At 45.9% G+C, this 15934-nt stretch carries 21 protein-coding genes; 7 read left to right on the forward strand and 14 right to left on the reverse strand.

The window, feature by feature from the left end:
- Positions 1-110: 110 nt before the first annotated feature.
- From tolB to tolQ, 4 genes are read right to left on the reverse strand one after another with little or no spacing between them, the layout of a single operon-like run.
- Positions 111-1433, reverse strand: coding sequence for a Tol-Pal system beta propeller repeat protein TolB (gene tolB, locus ICN20_RS05600; RefSeq protein ID WP_216238668.1), 1323 nt, complete (start codon positions 1431-1433; stop codon positions 111-113).
- A 3-nt stretch (positions 1434-1436) separates the two neighbouring features.
- Entirely contained in the window at positions 1437-2255 is an 819-nt protein-coding gene (locus tag ICN20_RS05605; protein ID WP_216238669.1) for a cell envelope integrity protein TolA, read from the reverse strand.
- A gap of 23 nt (positions 2256-2278) precedes the next feature.
- Positions 2279-2698 carry a protein TolR gene (gene tolR / locus ICN20_RS05610; protein WP_072583297.1) on the reverse strand — a complete coding sequence of 140 codons (420 nt, stop codon included), beginning with the start codon at positions 2696-2698 and terminating at the stop codon, positions 2279-2281.
- A 35-nt stretch (positions 2699-2733) separates the two neighbouring features.
- Positions 2734-3390 carry a protein TolQ gene (gene tolQ, locus ICN20_RS05615; protein ID WP_216238670.1) on the reverse strand — a complete coding sequence of 219 codons (657 nt, stop codon included), beginning with the start codon at positions 3388-3390 and terminating at the stop codon, positions 2734-2736.
- A 76-nt stretch (positions 3391-3466) separates the two neighbouring features.
- On the opposite strand from tolQ, the gene glyA reads away from it, so the two are divergent.
- The gene (gene glyA / locus ICN20_RS05620; RefSeq protein ID WP_216238671.1) at positions 3467-4711 is read left to right on the forward strand and encodes a serine hydroxymethyltransferase; all 1245 of its coding nucleotides are present in this window, start codon (positions 3467-3469) and stop codon (positions 4709-4711) included.
- Between the two features lie 39 nt (positions 4712-4750).
- The gene (gene nrdR, locus ICN20_RS05625; protein WP_215360817.1) at positions 4751-5197 is read left to right on the forward strand and encodes a transcriptional regulator NrdR; all 447 of its coding nucleotides are present in this window, start codon (positions 4751-4753) and stop codon (positions 5195-5197) included.
- Between the two features lie 9 nt (positions 5198-5206).
- Here nrdR and ICN20_RS05630 read toward each other — a convergent pair whose 3' ends face one another.
- The 9 genes from ICN20_RS05630 to ICN20_RS05670 form a co-directional block, all read right to left on the reverse strand.
- Positions 5207-5524, reverse strand: a complete 318-nt coding sequence (locus ICN20_RS05630) for a DNA-binding transcriptional regulator (protein ID WP_216238672.1) — start codon at positions 5522-5524, stop codon at positions 5207-5209.
- Entirely contained in the window at positions 5514-5900 is a 387-nt protein-coding gene (locus ICN20_RS05635; RefSeq protein ID WP_216238673.1) for a type II toxin-antitoxin system RelE/ParE family toxin, read from the reverse strand. The genes ICN20_RS05630 and ICN20_RS05635 overlap by 11 nt, the downstream gene beginning before the upstream one ends.
- Before the next feature lie 98 nt (positions 5901-5998).
- Positions 5999-6664 carry an adenylate kinase gene (gene adk / locus ICN20_RS05640; protein WP_216238675.1) on the reverse strand — a complete coding sequence of 222 codons (666 nt, stop codon included), beginning with the start codon at positions 6662-6664 and terminating at the stop codon, positions 5999-6001.
- 124 nt (positions 6665-6788) lie between these two features.
- A complete protein-coding gene (gene kdsB, locus ICN20_RS05645; RefSeq protein ID WP_216238677.1) occupies positions 6789-7553 on the reverse strand; it encodes a 3-deoxy-manno-octulosonate cytidylyltransferase in 765 nt (254 codons plus the stop codon).
- A 21-nt stretch (positions 7554-7574) separates the two neighbouring features.
- Positions 7575-7754 (reverse strand): Trm112 family protein, encoded by a 180-nt coding sequence (locus ICN20_RS05650; RefSeq protein WP_216238678.1) that lies wholly within the window; start codon positions 7752-7754, stop codon positions 7575-7577.
- 52 nt (positions 7755-7806) lie between these two features.
- Positions 7807-8424 carry a hypothetical protein gene (locus ICN20_RS05655; protein ID WP_216238680.1) on the reverse strand — a complete coding sequence of 206 codons (618 nt, stop codon included), beginning with the start codon at positions 8422-8424 and terminating at the stop codon, positions 7807-7809.
- A gap of 18 nt (positions 8425-8442) precedes the next feature.
- Positions 8443-9534, reverse strand: a complete 1092-nt coding sequence (gene lpxK, locus ICN20_RS05660) for a tetraacyldisaccharide 4'-kinase (protein WP_216238682.1) — start codon at positions 9532-9534, stop codon at positions 8443-8445.
- A gap of 25 nt (positions 9535-9559) precedes the next feature.
- Positions 9560-10051 (reverse strand): biopolymer transporter ExbD, encoded by a 492-nt coding sequence (locus ICN20_RS05665; protein ID WP_216238684.1) that lies wholly within the window; start codon positions 10049-10051, stop codon positions 9560-9562.
- Positions 10048-10707, reverse strand: a complete 660-nt coding sequence (locus ICN20_RS05670; protein ID WP_216238686.1) for a MotA/TolQ/ExbB proton channel family protein — start codon at positions 10705-10707, stop codon at positions 10048-10050. Before ICN20_RS05670 ends, ICN20_RS05665 begins: the two co-directional genes overlap by 4 nt.
- A 313-nt stretch (positions 10708-11020) precedes the next feature.
- Here ICN20_RS05670 and xseA point away from each other — a divergent pair, with 313 nt between their 5' ends.
- Entirely contained in the window at positions 11021-12235 is a 1215-nt protein-coding gene (xseA, locus tag ICN20_RS05675) for an exodeoxyribonuclease VII large subunit (protein ID WP_216238688.1), read from the forward strand.
- Between the two features lie 34 nt (positions 12236-12269).
- On the opposite strand, the gene murB is transcribed toward xseA, so the two are convergent.
- Positions 12270-13307: a UDP-N-acetylmuramate dehydrogenase gene (murB, locus tag ICN20_RS05680; protein WP_216238691.1), complete on the reverse strand. Its 1038-nt coding sequence runs from the start codon at positions 13305-13307 to the stop codon at positions 12270-12272.
- A gap of 137 nt (positions 13308-13444) precedes the next feature.
- Between murB and ICN20_RS05685 the strand changes: the two genes are divergently transcribed.
- From ICN20_RS05685 to ICN20_RS05700, 4 genes are read left to right on the forward strand one after another with little or no spacing between them, the layout of a single operon-like run.
- Entirely contained in the window at positions 13445-13930 is a 486-nt protein-coding gene (locus ICN20_RS05685) for a YajQ family cyclic di-GMP-binding protein (protein WP_215321476.1), read from the forward strand.
- Positions 13923-14849, forward strand: coding sequence for a site-specific tyrosine recombinase XerD (xerD, locus tag ICN20_RS05690; protein WP_216238693.1), 927 nt, complete (start codon positions 13923-13925; stop codon positions 14847-14849). The genes ICN20_RS05685 and xerD overlap by 8 nt, the downstream gene beginning before the upstream one ends.
- Positions 14850-14866: 17 nt before the next feature.
- Positions 14867-15499 carry a glycerol-3-phosphate 1-O-acyltransferase PlsY gene (gene plsY, locus ICN20_RS05695; protein WP_216238695.1) on the forward strand — a complete coding sequence of 211 codons (633 nt, stop codon included), beginning with the start codon at positions 14867-14869 and terminating at the stop codon, positions 15497-15499.
- 25 nt (positions 15500-15524) lie between these two features.
- On the forward strand, positions 15525-15896 hold the full coding sequence (locus ICN20_RS05700) for an MAPEG family protein (RefSeq protein ID WP_216238697.1): 372 nt from the start codon (positions 15525-15527) through the stop codon (positions 15894-15896).
- Positions 15897-15934: the final 38 nt, after the last annotated feature.

A 15934-nucleotide genomic window follows, 5' to 3' on the forward strand; every position in this document is an offset into this window, starting at 1 on the left:
GACTGAATCTATAAATGAATCAATAGACAATATTATGCCCCTAAGAGCATCAAAAGTGACTATTTCAACCCCTAAAAAGGGGTTTAGGCGTGTGTAGGGGTGCCCTCAGCTCAATCCATGAATGGACCCCAGGACGGCTGACGAACATCAGATCCTGGAATGCTGAGTACCTGCTTAGAATTGCCATCCACTGAAACGGCAGCAAGAACACGTTTGCCACCCACTTTGGTGGAATAGAGAACATAGCGCCCATTGGCAGCAAAGGAGGGGGATTCATCGCTAGTGCCATCGGTAAGTGCTTGAGCATCTCCGGTAGCTAAGTTCAGAATGTAGAGGCGATAAGCTCCGCCAATATTGGCGATGTAAGCCAGGTATTTACCATCTGGAGAGATGCGTGGTGAGGTTACAAAACCTTGTTTGAAGGTGATGCGTTTAACACCTTCAGCTTGTTCGCCTTCAGCACTCATGCGATAGATCTGTGGATTGCCACCACGATCGCTGGTGAAGTAGATATAGCGACCATCAGCAGAATATTGGGGCTCTGTATCAATCGTGTTGCCACGAGAGAGGCGATGTAAACCAGTTCCATCTGCATTGATGCCATAGATCTGCGTGTTGCCATCTTTGGATAATGAGATAGCGAGCTTTTTGCCATCGGGTGACCAAGCTGGCGCACTGTTATTTCCCTTTTGATTAGACAGAGAAATGCGACGACCAGTAGCAAGCTCATGAACATAGATAACTGGTTTTCGATCTTCGAAAGAAACGTAAGCAACTTTCTTGCCATCAGGTGACCATGATGGAGAAATAATCGGTTCGCCACTGTTCATGGCATTACGAATATTTTGTCCATCCGCATCTGAGATTACTAGGCGATAGCGCTTGCCATCCTTAATCACATAGGAGAGGCGGGTTGAGAACACACCACGCTCACCCAGTAATTTAAAGATGATGTCATCAGCAATCTTGTGGGCTACAGCGCGTAAATTATCTGTGCTGGAGTTAAGATTTAAGCCGCCAAGACTTTGGGATTTACGAACATCAAAGAGTTTGTAGTGAATATCAAATTGATTGTTGCCAGTCTGTATGACTGAGCCTACTACCAAAGCATCAGCGCCACGTGCAGCCCAAGACTTGTAGTTTGGTGTGCCTTCATCACTCTCAACAGCATTACCGTTCTCAGTATTTTTAAAGTAACCACTGCGAGCTAAATCTTGACGAATGATTTCAGTAACGCTGGTGGGTAATTTATTTTCATCTTTAAAACGCATGACTGCGATTGGGTAGAGTGATTGACCTACACCAGTGATTTCAATATTCATCTGCGCCAGCGCAGGTGTTGCCAAGCTAATGAAGAGTGCGAATATGACTAAGCCAAAAGAATTCAGTTTTGATGCTTGTTTCTGTATCTGTCTTTTCGCTATGTGCAGCATGCATTAATCCTTGGGTTTGAAAGTCAGTTTTACTTCGCGTTGAGGAATTTTGCCATTGTCGTCTTTTGGCAGGCTCTCTGCACGCGAAAGGGCTAGTAATACGGCGCGATCCCAGCCGGCATTGCCGCTAGAGGACTGAATGCTGGTGCTCAAAATGGCCCCATCTGGTGCAAGGCTGACCAAAATGACTGCTGCTGGGTTGCCGCTCACGGATTCTGGATTAAAGACGATCAAAGGCCTGACCTTCTTAATGACTTTATCGGTCCAGCCTGGGGGCGCATTACCTCCACCGCCAACACCACCGCCGACTGTGCCACCACTACCACCTTCGGCACCAGCTGCAGCCCGTAAGCGCGCCAATTGATCGGTGCGAGCTTTTTCAGCCGCAGCATTGGCTTTAGTTTCTGCTGGCGATACTGCTTTAGGAGTTTCAGCTTTCTTAGGTGGGTCTTCTTTCTTCGGCTTTTCTTTTTCCTTAGGCGGAGGGGGCTTCACTACTTTTGGTGTTTCTTTTACTTCTTTTTTAGGTGGATCTTTCTCGACCTTCTTTTTCTTGATCGCGATATCGGCAGCTTCTTCTTTCACTTCTGTTTTGAGTTCGGGCTCGGGAGGTGTCTCAACCTGTGGAGCAGAATCCCAAAGTTCCACTTCAACACCAGAAGAAGTGGAGTTGTTCCAGCTAATACCAATCATCAAAAAAGCAAGCAATCCCAAATGCGCAATCAGTGAAAAAGTAAAGGCGCGTTTAGTGCTTTCTGATTTAGTGCGTCGACCTCGCTTAAACGGCGAGAATGATGGCTGAAAAGAAGATGCGCTATTCATGAGCAGCTATGAAGGCTAGAGCCTTATTGAGTCTTAACCGCAAGGCCAACGCGCTTGACGCCATTCTCTTTGAGCTTGGACATCACTTCCATTACTGTTTCATACTTAATGGATTTATCTGCGGCAATCACAATCGGTTGATCGGCAGACTTTTCTGCTTGTGATCTTGCAAAAGCACCAAGCTCAAATTTATTCAGAGTTTGTGTTGGGTCACCATCTTTGCGTACGATGACATTTTCATTGGCATCAATAGTTAAAAAGACGGGCGGCAAAGATTGCACTTTGGCACCACCAACTGTTGGTAAATTGACGACACCCGGATTAACCATGGGAGCAGTGACCATGAAGATCACCAGCAATACCAACATCACGTCGATGTAGGGAACGACATTAATGTCAGACATCGCCCGACGTTTGTTTTTACGTAATGAAGATCCGGCCATAATTTTTTCGCTTATCGATTCACTGATTGGTTCAATCAGCGTCCAGCAGTTTGACGCTGCAAGATGTTGGTGAATTCTTCAATGAAAGTTTCAAAGCGAATGGAGAGGCGATCAACATCAGTAGCTGCGCGGTTGTAAGCAACCACCGCTGGAATCGCTGCAAACAAACCAATCGCAGTAGCGATCAATGCTTCGGCAATACCAGGAGCTACAGCAGAAAGGGTCGCGTTTTGCACGTTAGCCAAACCACGGAAGGAATGCATGATCCCCCAGACGGTGCCAAAGAGGCCGATATACGGGGAGACTGAGCCTACGGATGCCAGGAAGGGTAGATTGGCTTCTAGGAGGTCCATTTCGCGCTGGTAGGTGGCTTTCATGGCACGGCGGGCAGCGTCAATCTCACGCCCCTTGTTGAACTCCTGCATTCCGGCTTCAAAGATGTGCTCCAGGACGGCATCGCTGCGGGTATTGCGCTGGGCGGCCTCCAGGAGGGTATTGAGGTCTCCGCCAGCCCAAAAGTCACGTTCAAAACGCTCGGTATCCTGGCGGACCCCCCGCAAAACAGCCGTTTTCTTGAAAATAATGGTCCAGGAGGCCACGGACATGCTGAGTAATAACAACATTACCAACTGTACTAATAGGCTGGCATTGAGGACTAGGGAGAGGAATGAGAGGTCTTGTGTAGAGGTCATGGTGGATTTTGTATGATGTAGGTTGATTTTACTAAGTTAATTCACTTAGCAATCCAACTTTTTCAGGATTATCACCATGTTTGACCGTCAAAACACCTTAGCCAAAACCGATCCCCAGTTATGGGCAGCCATTCAGAATGAAAATAAGCGTCAGGAAGACCATATTGAGCTGATTGCTTCTGAGAACTACACCTCACCAGCAGTAATGGAGGCGCAAGGCTCTCAGTTAACTAATAAATACGCCGAAGGTTATCCAGGTAAGCGTTATTACGGTGGATGTGAGTTCGTGGACGTGGCTGAGCAATTGGCAATCGATCGTGTCAAAGCTTTGTTTGGTGCTGAAGCAGCAAACGTACAACCCCATTGCGGCGCATCTGCTAACCAAGCAGTGTTTTTGGCTTTCTTAAAGCCGGGCGATACCTTCATGGGTATGAGTCTTGCTGAAGGTGGTCACTTGACTCACGGTATGGCTTTGAACATGAGCGGCAAATGGTTTAACCCAATCGCTTATGGCCTCGATAAAAACGAAGAGATTGATTATGAGCAAATGGAACGTTTGGCTCGTGAGCACAAACCAAAATTGATTATTGCTGGTGCCTCTGCTTACTCTCTAAAAATTGATTTCGAGCGCATCGGTAAATTGGCAAAAGAAGTGGGCGCGATTTTTATGGTCGACATGGCTCACTATGCTGGTTTGATCGCTGCAGGTGTTTATCCAAATCCGGTGCCTCATGCAGACATCGTTACTTCGACTACACACAAGAGCTTGCGCGGCCCTCGTGGCGGCATCATCTTGATGAAGGCTGAGCATGAGAAGGCGATTAACTCCGCAGTGTTCCCTGGTTTACAGGGTGGTCCTTTGATGCATGTGATTGCTGGTAAAGCGGCAGCATTCAAAGAGGCTCAGGAACCTGGCTTTAAGGATTATCAAAAGCAAGTTGTTGCCAATGCTAAAGCACTTGCAGAAACATTAATTGCGCGTGGCTTAAGAATTGTTTCTGGTGGTACAGATTCTCATGTGATGTTAGTTGATCTGCGTGCCAAGAAAATGACCGGTAAAGAAGCTGAGCGTGTTTTAGGTGAGGCGCATATCACTTGCAACAAGAATGGCATTCCAAATGATCCAGAAAAACCAATGGTGACTAGCGGTATTCGTTTGGGTTCACCTGCAATGACTACACGTGGATTTAAAGAAGCGGAAGCAAGACAAGTTGGAAACTTTATTGCGGATGTTTTGGATAACCCAAATGATCCTGAGAATATTGCTAAAGTGCGCGCTCAAGTTTCAGAGCTCACGAAGCGTTTTCCAGTTTACGGTTAAGCAAGCCTTCAGCAACCCAACCAATAAAAGAAGAGCTAATTGCGCTGCCCCTTTTGTCATAACGAAGATACCCAGGTTCTAGATACCCGGGTATCAGACGAGGGCGATACCATTCGCCGTCGTCGCCGTTGTGCCAAGTGCGATAAGCGCTTTACAACCTACGAGCGTGTTGAATTAGCGTTACCAGCTATTGTCAAAAAGAATGGTAGTCGGGTTGAGTACAGTCACGATAAGCTGGCTAGCTCAATCAAGTTGGCGCTGCGCAAGCGCCCGGTATCTTCAGACTCCGTAGATGAATCTATTGCACGCATTGAAGAAAAACTCCTCAGCCTTGGCGAAAAAGAAATCCCAAGTGAGCGTGTGGGCGAATTAGTGATGCGTGAGCTCAAGCGTCTCGATAAAGTAGCTTACATTCGCTTTGCTTCGGTCTACAGAAGTTTTGCGGATATTGAGTCTTTTGAGAGCGCCCTTAAAGAGCTAAAGTAATGTAATGGGTTAGAGAACCACTTCTAAACCCTTTCTCTCTATCAGCGATAAAAGTTTCAAAGAGGGCCCACTGGGACTCTTATCTCCAGCTTCCCATTTTTGAACTGTCGAGAGACTCGCATTAATTGTCACAGCAAATACTGCTTGGCTAAGGCGTGTTTTAGCGCGCAAGCGTTTAATGCGACTGGGAGTCATGGGTTTTACGTCAAGGTTATGCAGGGCTTCAAACTCCTCCAAGCTCTTCTTGGTAATAACCCCTGCATGATGCAAGCCCACAACCGTTTCTCGCATCTCTTGAATAACTCGACTTTTCTTATTATTTTCCATCGATTTTTATTTCCTCTAATTGATTGGCATGAATGGCCGACTCTATTTCCCGGTCCGATAGATGAAGTAATATTTTTGCAGTTTGTTGTAGTGAGAGTAATTCATCACTACTAACATTTGATTTTTCATTTTTCGCAAATCCAAATATTAGGTACCATCGTTTTAAAAGTTTTGTAGCCACAATGATTCTGGCGCCACTCCTCTTGCCCATACCAGCAAGCTTTACTCGTTTTTTATAAACATTACACCCAAGGTCGGCGTCAATCAGTCCCTTCTCCATCTCATCGATTGCTTCTAGTAAATCACGATGATTTAAATTATTTTTATTCAACCATCGTGAAAAATTTTTCGTTTTAAGGATACGTTTTTTGGTCATCCAAAACTATACCACTTAGTGGTATAGACATAATAACCTATATCTTGACAATGAAAAAGGGGCTGCCGTAGCAACCCCTTTGTGAAAGGTGAAAGGTATTACTTTAATTGGGCAAAAATCGAAGCAGTAATATCTTCAACGCTACCAGTGCCGCTGACCTTGCGATAGGCTGGAGCCTTCACCTTGTCTGTTGAGTTGGCCTGTGCAGCCCATGAAGAGTAGTACTCCACTAATGGACGGGTTTGATCGTCGTAAACCTGCAAACGTTTGCGAACAGTTTCTTCTTTGTCATCGTCACGTTGAATCAGATCATCGCCAGTCACATCATCTTTACCTGCAACCTTTGGTGGGTTGTATTTGATGTGATAAGTGCGACCGGAAGCTGGGTGAACACGACGACCGCCCATACGATCGATGATGGCATCAAATGGCACATCGATTTCTAAAACGTAATCAATAGGAACGCCAGCATCTTTCATGGCTTGTGCTTGAGGAATGGTTCTTGGAAAGCCATCAAACAAATAACCTTTGCTGCAATCAGGTTGGGTCAAGCGATCTTTTACCAGGCCGATGATGATGTCATCGGAAACAAGGCCACCGGCATCCATAATTTTTTTAGCAGCAACGCCGAGTTCAGTTCCCGCTTTCACAGCAGCGCGCAACATGTCGCCAGTGGAAATTTGTGGAATAGCGAATTTTTCGCAAATGAACTGAGCTTGTGTGCCTTTTCCAGCACCTGGTGCACCGAGCAGAATCAACCGCATTGTTTTCCCCTTAGAAGAGCTGACATTGTCCCGTATTTTGTCGGGATCTTAGATACCTATTGCCTAGGATTATCCCCGAGAAACTTCGGGCTACTGATGTTTTTGCTTTTGGCTTTGGGTTAGCCTAGGGGCGAGCCAGTAACTGACGCACTCTTTCGAGGTCTTCTGGGGTATCGACCCCAGCAGGCGGAGCTTCTGGGGCGATATGAACAGCAATTCGATAGCCATTCCAGAGGGCGCGCAATTGCTCTAATGCTTCAGCTTGCTCTGGGAGTGCTGGTTCTAGGCGGGTGTAGGCCTGCAAAAAGTCAGCCCGATAGGCATAGATCCCCAAATGGCGTAAATGCTCTATTTTTTGATGAGTTTGTGGATCTCTCACAAACGGAATTAGTGCCCTTGAAAAGTAGAGAGCCTCGCCAGCGCGATTCAGAACTACTTTCACTACATTGGGATTATTAATCTCTGAGAGTTCGGTAATGGGTACGGCAACAGTGGAGATGGCGCACTCTTGATGCGCTGCCAACGTGCTAGCAACTTGATTAATAAGTTCTGGCGGAATGAGAGGCTCATCACCTTGTACATTCACAATCAATGCATTGTTGGGTAATTTAAGTAGCTGAGCTACTTCTGCAATGCGATCTGTGCCAGTAGGGTGATCTGCACTGGTCATTAAACATTCAATGCGGTGCTCATCACAAGCAGCCTGTATTTCTGGTGAGTCGGTTGCTACTACTACGCTTTGTGCAAGCGATTGCTTAGCGCGCTCTGCAACACGAATCACCATGGGCTTGCCACCAATATCCGCCAAAGGTTTGCGCGGTAAGCGTGTCGATCCTAGTCTTGCTGGAATGACAACTAAAAAATCGGGAGCTTTGGAAGATTGGCTCATTTAAGGAGTGTGCTCAATGCATCAAGCAAGTTCATCAGCGCTCATGCTGCGCGCTTCGTCTACTAGCATCACTGGAACGTCATCCCGAATAGGGTAGGCCAAGCGGTCAGCTTTGCAAATGAGCTCATGTTTCTCAGCGTCTAAATGCAGTTGGCTTTTGCACAAAGGGCAAACCAAAATATTGAGTAGTCGTTTATCCATGATCTCTTTGATGGTGTTCTAAATAGGTGATGATAGACATTATCCTAATAAGTTAGGATTTGGTGACATTTTTAACTTGGATGTGGAATATGGAATTTTTTTCCATAGAAATAAGCATATTCAGATTAGGGTAGTGCAAAATTTTTGTAGGGCCAAGGTTTTCTACAGAGGCAGGATTACCAAGGACTTCAACCACTTTCTGCTCAGAGTTATCTATATAAATTTTATTAATCGCACACGTTTCAGGCCCCACTTTAGTTCTATCAAAAATATAGCAACCAATCAGCGCCACCTTTTCGGTGATGGGATCAAATTTAATAAATACGCTGTAACCAGGCTTTTTGTATTCCCAATCATTAAACCCTTTTTCTTTTCTTGGATTTTCTTCAATTTCTTTTTTGAGCGCCATTCTGGTAATTTCAACATCACGCAAAACAGTTTTGTTTTCTAAGATGAGGTTTTCCTTTTCAGGTGGAAAGGAAACGGCGGTCGGAATTCCAAGTGCTAATTCAACCTTGTCTTTGCTCTCTCCTAAAGCAACACCCTCGTATTGAGTTATTTTTTGAGGGGATGACTGCATATACCTATAGCCTAAAAAGCCGAATCCTAAAATCACGGATAGTGCCGCCAAAAATAGGGGGTAGCGCCATTTAGTTTGATTGAAAATCATGATGAGATCTTTCTGGAGCTACAAGGTGTAGCGATAAGGGTCTGGTCTTTGTAGGATGGATTGCAGCCAGTCAGCCAAACTGTCTGGAAGGGTGAGAGTCATGGGCACGACCCAAATACGCTCGTCAGTTATCGCAGCGCATTTCACGGCATCCTTTTCTGTAATGAGGATGCACTGCGCATTGATCTTTTCAAAAAACTCAGGGATATAGGTCGCGTGATCGGGTAGGGCAATAGTCTTACCGGAAATACCCTGTTTTAATAAATCATCAAAAAAGCGTTGTGGATTGCCTAAGGCGGCAACAGCAGTAATCTTGTTCGGTAAATAACTATCAGCAAGCTGAGAAAGTGACTGCGTATTTGCAGGATTGATTAATTGATAGGCATTGCCTAGGTTGCCTAAGAGCGAGAATGCGCGACGTCCTAAAAAGTATTCATCCTGAGGACCAGGCTTAGATTCAGTCCCCTTTGTTTTTCCGGTAAATAAGGTGGCATCACGCCCACGCGTGGCAGGCTCACGCAAAGGGCCGGCAGGCAGTAAAAAGCCATTACCTTCGCCACGTCCATCACGTACTACGAATTCGATATCGCGACCACCCTCGCGAGCAGGCCAGCGGGCTAAGCCACTATGTTGGAGACCATCATCACTAATGATGACATTCACGTCTGGTGAATGCTTGAGTAAAGAACGAATACTTTTTTGGCGCTTTGGAAACACCCAGATCGGAAATTGATCATGAGTACGTTTTGCAATGAGTACAGGCTCATCACCCACCAAGGATGGATCAGAATGACTGCTGACTTGCAATGGAGAAGTTTGTGTAGAGGAGCCATAGCCTCTACTGATAATGCCGGGTCTCCAGCCAAGTTGTTGTAAGCGTTCTGCCAAAGCAATCACGATAGGTGTTTTGCCTGTGCCACCTACACGAATATTACCCACAATAATGACGGGTACTGGAGCAGGCTTTTGTTTGATTAAGCCCGTATCTAAAATTAATTTACGTAAACGCACCACCAAGCTATATAGCCAAGAAAGTGGCCATAGTAATAAGCTAGTAGGGCCACGTTGTTCCCAAAACTTGGGTGCTTTACGGAAAAAAGAAAATGACATGAAGAATAGTTTCTTTGTTTAGAAATTATTTCTTGGCTTGGTTATTAATTTGACTGCTAAAGACGATATTAGAGAGGTTGGCGTCACGCGCTGCCTCTAACGCGCTCATGACGGCCTGATGAGGTGCCCTGGCATCTGCATCAATATTGACTTGTAATGAGCTGGCGCCATCCTTCTGGGCGCTTTGTCCATTTAGCTGGGTTAAGGTATTGCTAAGTTGCGAACGATCGGTGACTTTGCCATTAATTGCAAAGCGACCATCGCGACTAACCGCAATATGAATCTGTTTTACCTCTGCTTGGCTTTCGCTGCCATTAGCGGTGGGTAAGGTAATGGCTAATTCCTGATAACGCGTGAAGGTTGTGGAGATCATTAAAAAGATCAACACCACTAACAGCACATCAATAAATGGAATGAGATTAATTTCTGGTTCTACTGATGCAGCACTAGGGCCACTAACGCCTCCCCCCAGAGAAAATCTTCTCTTAGCTTGTGGGTGCGTATCTAGCCAACTCATTTTGAAGTGTCAGCCTCGTCGTTTGGAACGCTTGGGTAAAGTTTCTTAAACAGTTGACGCGTAAATTCTTCACACTCGCGTTGACGTTGATTTGCCATTGCGCGCAGACCTCTCCATGCAGCAAGTGCTGGAATAGCAATTAACAATCCAAATGCAGTGTTATACAAAGCCACTGAAATACCGTGTGCCAGTTGTTGCGGGCTACCCGCTGCGCCATTAATAGCACCTTGGCTGCCAAAGATCTCAATCATGCCAACCACTGTGCCAAATAAACCCAATAGCGGAGCAACAGTGGCGATCGTAGCTAGTGCGCCTAGGTAGCGATCTAATTTTTGCCAAGTTGCTTGCGCGCTAGCCTGCAACTCTTCTAAAGCGGCTGCAGCGCTACTGCCGGATAACTTTTCTTTTAGTGCACATGCCAATAAGGGGCTTGCTGGGGAGAGGCTGGCCAATTGGGCAATCTGCTGTTCAGAAATGGTGGATTTGCTGCTAACAATCTGATTTGCAAGAGAAAACACGCTCTCTAGGCAGTTTTTAGGAAAAATATGGGTTTGACGTAGATACCAGGTCCGCTCTAAGGCAATAGCCAGGCCCAGTATGGAGATAATCAAGAGGGGCCAAATGGGCCAACCAGCGGATAGTAAGATGGAGTACATAAGCTCAGTACTTTAGCTGAATTAAAAAGCCTGTTTCAGAAAGCTAGCCTGTGGATAACTCTGTGCAAAACTTTTTGAGATTGGCGCTGTAAGTCCTTGATTGATGGTGAGCTCGCTTGTAAATTGATTTAATTGCAGTTTTGGGCTTGAATTAATTATGATATGAATCAATGACTTAGTATTGTCTTGTTGGATTTATGAGACGTTTTGGGTCAGTAATTACTTACTTATGTGCATTAAACCTAGGGCGAATGGGTATCTGTGGATATGTAATGACTGCCAAGCCTAATGGTTGTGAGATTAAAGAGAAAAAATGTCGGAAATATCAAGGGAAATTCTGAGTGTTGGCGATCTAAACCGCGCCATTGCTGCCTCGTTGGAGGACCGTTTCGATACCGTCTGGGTCAGCGGGGAGATTTCGAACTTCAAAGCCTACGATAGTGGGCATTGGTATTTCTCTTTGAAAGATGAAGAAGGCCAGATTCGCTGTGTCATGTTCCGCGGTCGTAATGGCCAGGTTGGGTTTATGCCGCAATCCGGGGATTTGGTAGAAGTAAGTGCCAGTCTGGGCATGTATGTTCCTCGAGGAGATATTCAGCTCACCATTCAGACTTTGCGTCGCGCTGGTATGGGTGGCCTATATGAAGCGTTCTTAAAGCTCAAAGCCAAACTCGCTAAAGAAGGTTTGTTTGATGATGAGCGCAAACGTGAGATTCCAACGCATCCCAGATCCATCGGCATCATCACATCGCCACAAGCGGCTGCACTCAAAGATGTCTTAAGTACTTTGGCAAGAAGAGCGCCACATATTCCGATTGTGATTTATCCAACCTTGGTTCAGGGTCCCGATGCACCTGGTGGAATTATTGCAGCGCTTAAAGCGGCTAATAAAGAAAAAGCAGTAGATGTCATCTTGTTAGTACGCGGTGGTGGCAGCATTGAGGATCTCTGGGCATTTAATGATGAACAACTCGCTTATGCGATTGCAGATTCATCCATTCCAGTCGTAAGCGGCGTTGGACATGAAACCGATTTCACCATTGCCGACTTTGTTTCTGACCTGCGTGCACCAACTCCGACGGGCGCGGCAGAGCTTGCTGCGCCACGCCGAGATCAAATGTTGCAAGAGCTTGATACCATCATGCAGGCCTTGCTTCAGCGCATCAGCCAACGAGTTGAGCGCGAGGCACAAACTTTAGATCAATTGGCTCTGAGACTCAGCCATGCCTTGCCTAACCCAGATCGCATGCGTGAACAAATTAATAGCTGGCAACAACGATTAAACCAAGCGTGGTCAGTACGTATGGAAAACTGGAAGCGTAATCAAGTGCACTATCAGTCTCAGTTAGAAATGCTCAATCCGCAGAGAACATTGGAACGTGGTTATGCAGTGATACTGAGCAAAAATAAAGAAGAGTTGCATGCAGTGCGCAAACCAGGTGAGCTGGTCACAGATCAAGAATATGAAATACAGGTTGCCGAAGGTGGTGTCACGGTGGAGTTAGCTAAAGTCACTCCTGGGAAGTAAGCCAGTGTTCATCTGCCTGCATCTGGAGGGATGACTAGAGGATGTTCGGTTCAATCTGCAGGCTGACGCCAAATTTGTCGTGTACTTTTTCTTGAATGCATTTGGCTAAGCCCAAAATATCTTGAGCGGTACCGCCGCCATGATTAACCAAGACAAGCGCTTGATTTTCATAAACACCAACCGAACCCATGCGTTGACCCTTAAAGCCACATTGATCAATTAACCAACCAGCTGCGAGTTTGCGTTTCCCTGCTGCATCTGGATAGGAAACAAGATCAGCATAGATCTTTAAAAGAGTCTCAAACTGTTCGTTGGGAATGATGGGGTTCTGAAAGAAGCTGCCAGCATTACCGATCACTTTAGGGTCAGGCAGCTTGTGGGTGCGCACCTTACATACTGCCAAGAAGATGTCTTCGGGACTCGGGTTAGAGTTCTCAGAAAATTGCTTTGCAAGATCTGCGTAGTGGATACGCGCCTGCCAAGCTTTAGGTAGTTTAAAAAAGACCTTTGTCACGATAAAGCGGTGGGGATTTTGCTTGAAGTAGCTATCGCGGTAAGCAAAGTGGCATGCCTCATTCTGGAGGGTGACAAAGGCATGGTCTTTTACATCAAAGGCTTCGATGCTATCAATGTAGTCTGCGATTTCAACACCATAGGCGCCGATGTTTTGAATGGGTGCTGCCCCAACTGTCCCGGGAATGAGTGCTAAGTTTTCTAAACCGGGTAAATCATTCTCGAGCGTCCATGCAACGAGTTCATGCCAGTTAACACCGCCACCGACTGCTAGATAGCTTGCCTTTTCATCGGAGGAAATAATTTCTTGCCCGGCGATATTCATGAGGAGGGTGGCACCTGGTAATGCGCTTGGCAGAATGACATTGCTGCCTCCGCCTAAAACCCGCCATGGCAGTTTTTTTTCAGCAACTTCTGCAATGACTCCCGGAATTTGCTCGGGCGCGGTAATTTCGTAGGCCAGTTCCGCGCTAGCGTCAAAGCCAAAGGTGTTGCGGTGCTTCAACCCCAAGTTTGGGATCAATTTTGCGGGTTGGGGCGCATTTTGAGCACGGTTCATGCCACAATCTTATTCGTAAAAGGATCTGGAGCATATTTTTTGGCAGCATAGGAAGCAAGAAATCTGTGATGGACGCCAAAATAGCTGGAAAATGTAAAGATTACGAAAGTAATTACGAGAAAACATAGGGAGTAACAATGCCAACATTTGACGTAGTTTGTGAGCCTGATATGGTTGAGCTCAAAAATGCCATCGAGCAATCTAATAAAGAAATTACCAATCGTTTTGACTTCAAAGGCTCTGATAGCCGTGTTGAGCAAAAAGATGAGGCGCTAATCTTATTTGGTGATGACGACTTTAAGTTGGGTCAAGTGCGTGATGTCTTGATTAACAAAATGGCTAAGCGCAATGTGGATGTGCGCTATCTCAAAGATGAGAAAACCGAAACCATTGGCAGTGATAAGCGTAAGCAAACGATGAAGATTCAAAAAGGGATCACTTCGGATTTGGCAAAAAAAGTTGTGCGAATCATTAAAGATAGCAAGCTTAAAGTGCAAGCCAGTATTCAGGGTGATGCAGTGCGTGTCACTGGCGCAAAGCGTGATGACTTACAAGAAACAATGGCCTTGCTTAAAAAAGAAGTAACAGAAGCGCCATTGGGCTTTAATAATTTCCGTGACTAATGTTGCAACACCAGCAATAGCTCCAGCAAGCCAAGAGGCCATTGAGCGCTTCTGCGATGCTTGCTGGCTAGAGGATGGGTTAGCTCAAAATAGCTTGTCTGCATACCGTAGAGACTTGTTGTTATTGGCCCAGTGGTTATATAAGGACTCTGGCGCTGATCTGTACGGCGTTACTGAAAAAGATCTTACAGCCTACATAGCACATCGACGTGCCGACAAGGCAACTACTGCTAATCGACGCTTGACGGTATTCAAGCGCTTCTATCGTCATGCACTCCGCATCAATTTAGTGAAGAGCGATCCTTGTATTGGTTTGCGCGCTGCTAAACAAGCACTGCGTTTTCCAAAGACGCTGAGTGAAGATCAAGTCACCGCATTACTCAATGCACCTGATATTGAAACCTCATTGGGACTGCGCGATCGCACCATGTTGGAATTAATGTACGCCAGTGGTTTGCGCGTGTCTGAAATTGTTTCTTTAAAAACAGTTGCCTTAGGTTTGAATGAGGGCGTAGTAAGAGTGGTTAATGGTAAGGGTGGCAAAGAGCGTTTAGTGCCATTCGGGGGTGAAGCAGGGCAGTGGTTAAGGCGTTACCTAGCGGAGGCACGTACCCCTTTGCTGGAAGGTAAAACAACGGATGCCGTGTTTGTGGGGCGCCACACCGGCACCGGTTTAACTCGCCAGGCATTTTGGGCGTTGATTAAACGCTACGCAACAGTGGCAAATATTCCAGTGGCTCTATCACCCCACACCCTGCGTCATGCTTTTGCTACCCATTTGCTTAATCATGGGGCGGATTTAAGGGTGGTGCAGCTCCTTTTGGGGCATGCTGATATTTCTACCACCCAGATCTATACCCATGTGGCCAGAGAAAGACTGAAATCCATCCATCAGCAGCACCATCCCCGGGGTTCATAAGTGTTTAAGATAGCGGTATGGAATTGACTCTTGATCTCTTGCTTATCCCGATTGCCTATTTAATAGGCTCCATTTCATTTGCGGTAGTGGTGAGTAAGTGCATGCGCTTACCCGATCCCCACTCCTACGGCTCTGGCAATCCTGGTGCTACCAACGTGCTGCGCACTGGTAATAAGTTAGCCGCTGTCTTAACGCTGATTGGTGATGCGCTGAAAGGTTATTTTGCGGTCATGTTGGCGCGAGTATTGCTTGGAGATGAATCTCTGACATCCACGATGAACTCATGGCTTTTGTGTGGCGTTGTGCTCGCCGTATTTTTAGGCCATCTCTTTCCTATATTCCATGGATTTAAAGGTGGCAAAGGTGTTGCTACTGCTTGCGGTATTTTGTTTGGCATTAATTGGATTTTGGGGTTAGCTACGCTGAGTACTTGGATTATTGTGGCGATGTTTATGCGCTATTCCTCTTTAGCAGCATTGGCTGCTGCAATTTTTGGCCCCATCTATTTTGTTTTCTTATTCGGCTTTCAGCCGATGGGCATTGCCCTGTTGATCGTTTGCTTACTCTTAATTTGGCGCCATCGTAGCAATATTCAAAATTTGCTTAATGGCAAAGAAAGTCGCATTGGCTCCAAAAAGACTCCAACATAACCAATAATAACCAACGGTATTTCTTATGACTATTGCTTACGCTTGCATTCTCTTTATGGGTCTTTTGCCTTATGTGGCAGCAGGCATCGCTAAAAAAGGCTTTGAAGGTTATGACAATGCCATGCCAAGACAATGGCTAGCAAAGCAAACTGGTTTTAGAGCTAGAGCCAATGCTGCACAAGCCAATCTATTTGAATCCTTGCCGCTTTTCTTTGCGGCAGTGATCGTTGCTTCAGTTGCCAATGCTCCACAAGACAGAATTGATTTGCTGGCAATGGGATTTGTGCTTGCGCGTATCGCCTATCTTATTTGTTATATCGCCAATTGGCCAACAACGAGATCAATCGTCTGGTTGTTTGGGATCATTTGTGTAGTGGCATTATTTTTCCAGATCTAAGCAATACGACACAACCCAACGCTATCAATCAACATAAC

Origin of the sequence: Polynucleobacter sp. JS-Polo-80-F4 (assembly GCF_018881965.1) — a bacterium.
Classification (GTDB): Bacteria; Pseudomonadota; Gammaproteobacteria; order Burkholderiales; family Burkholderiaceae; genus Polynucleobacter.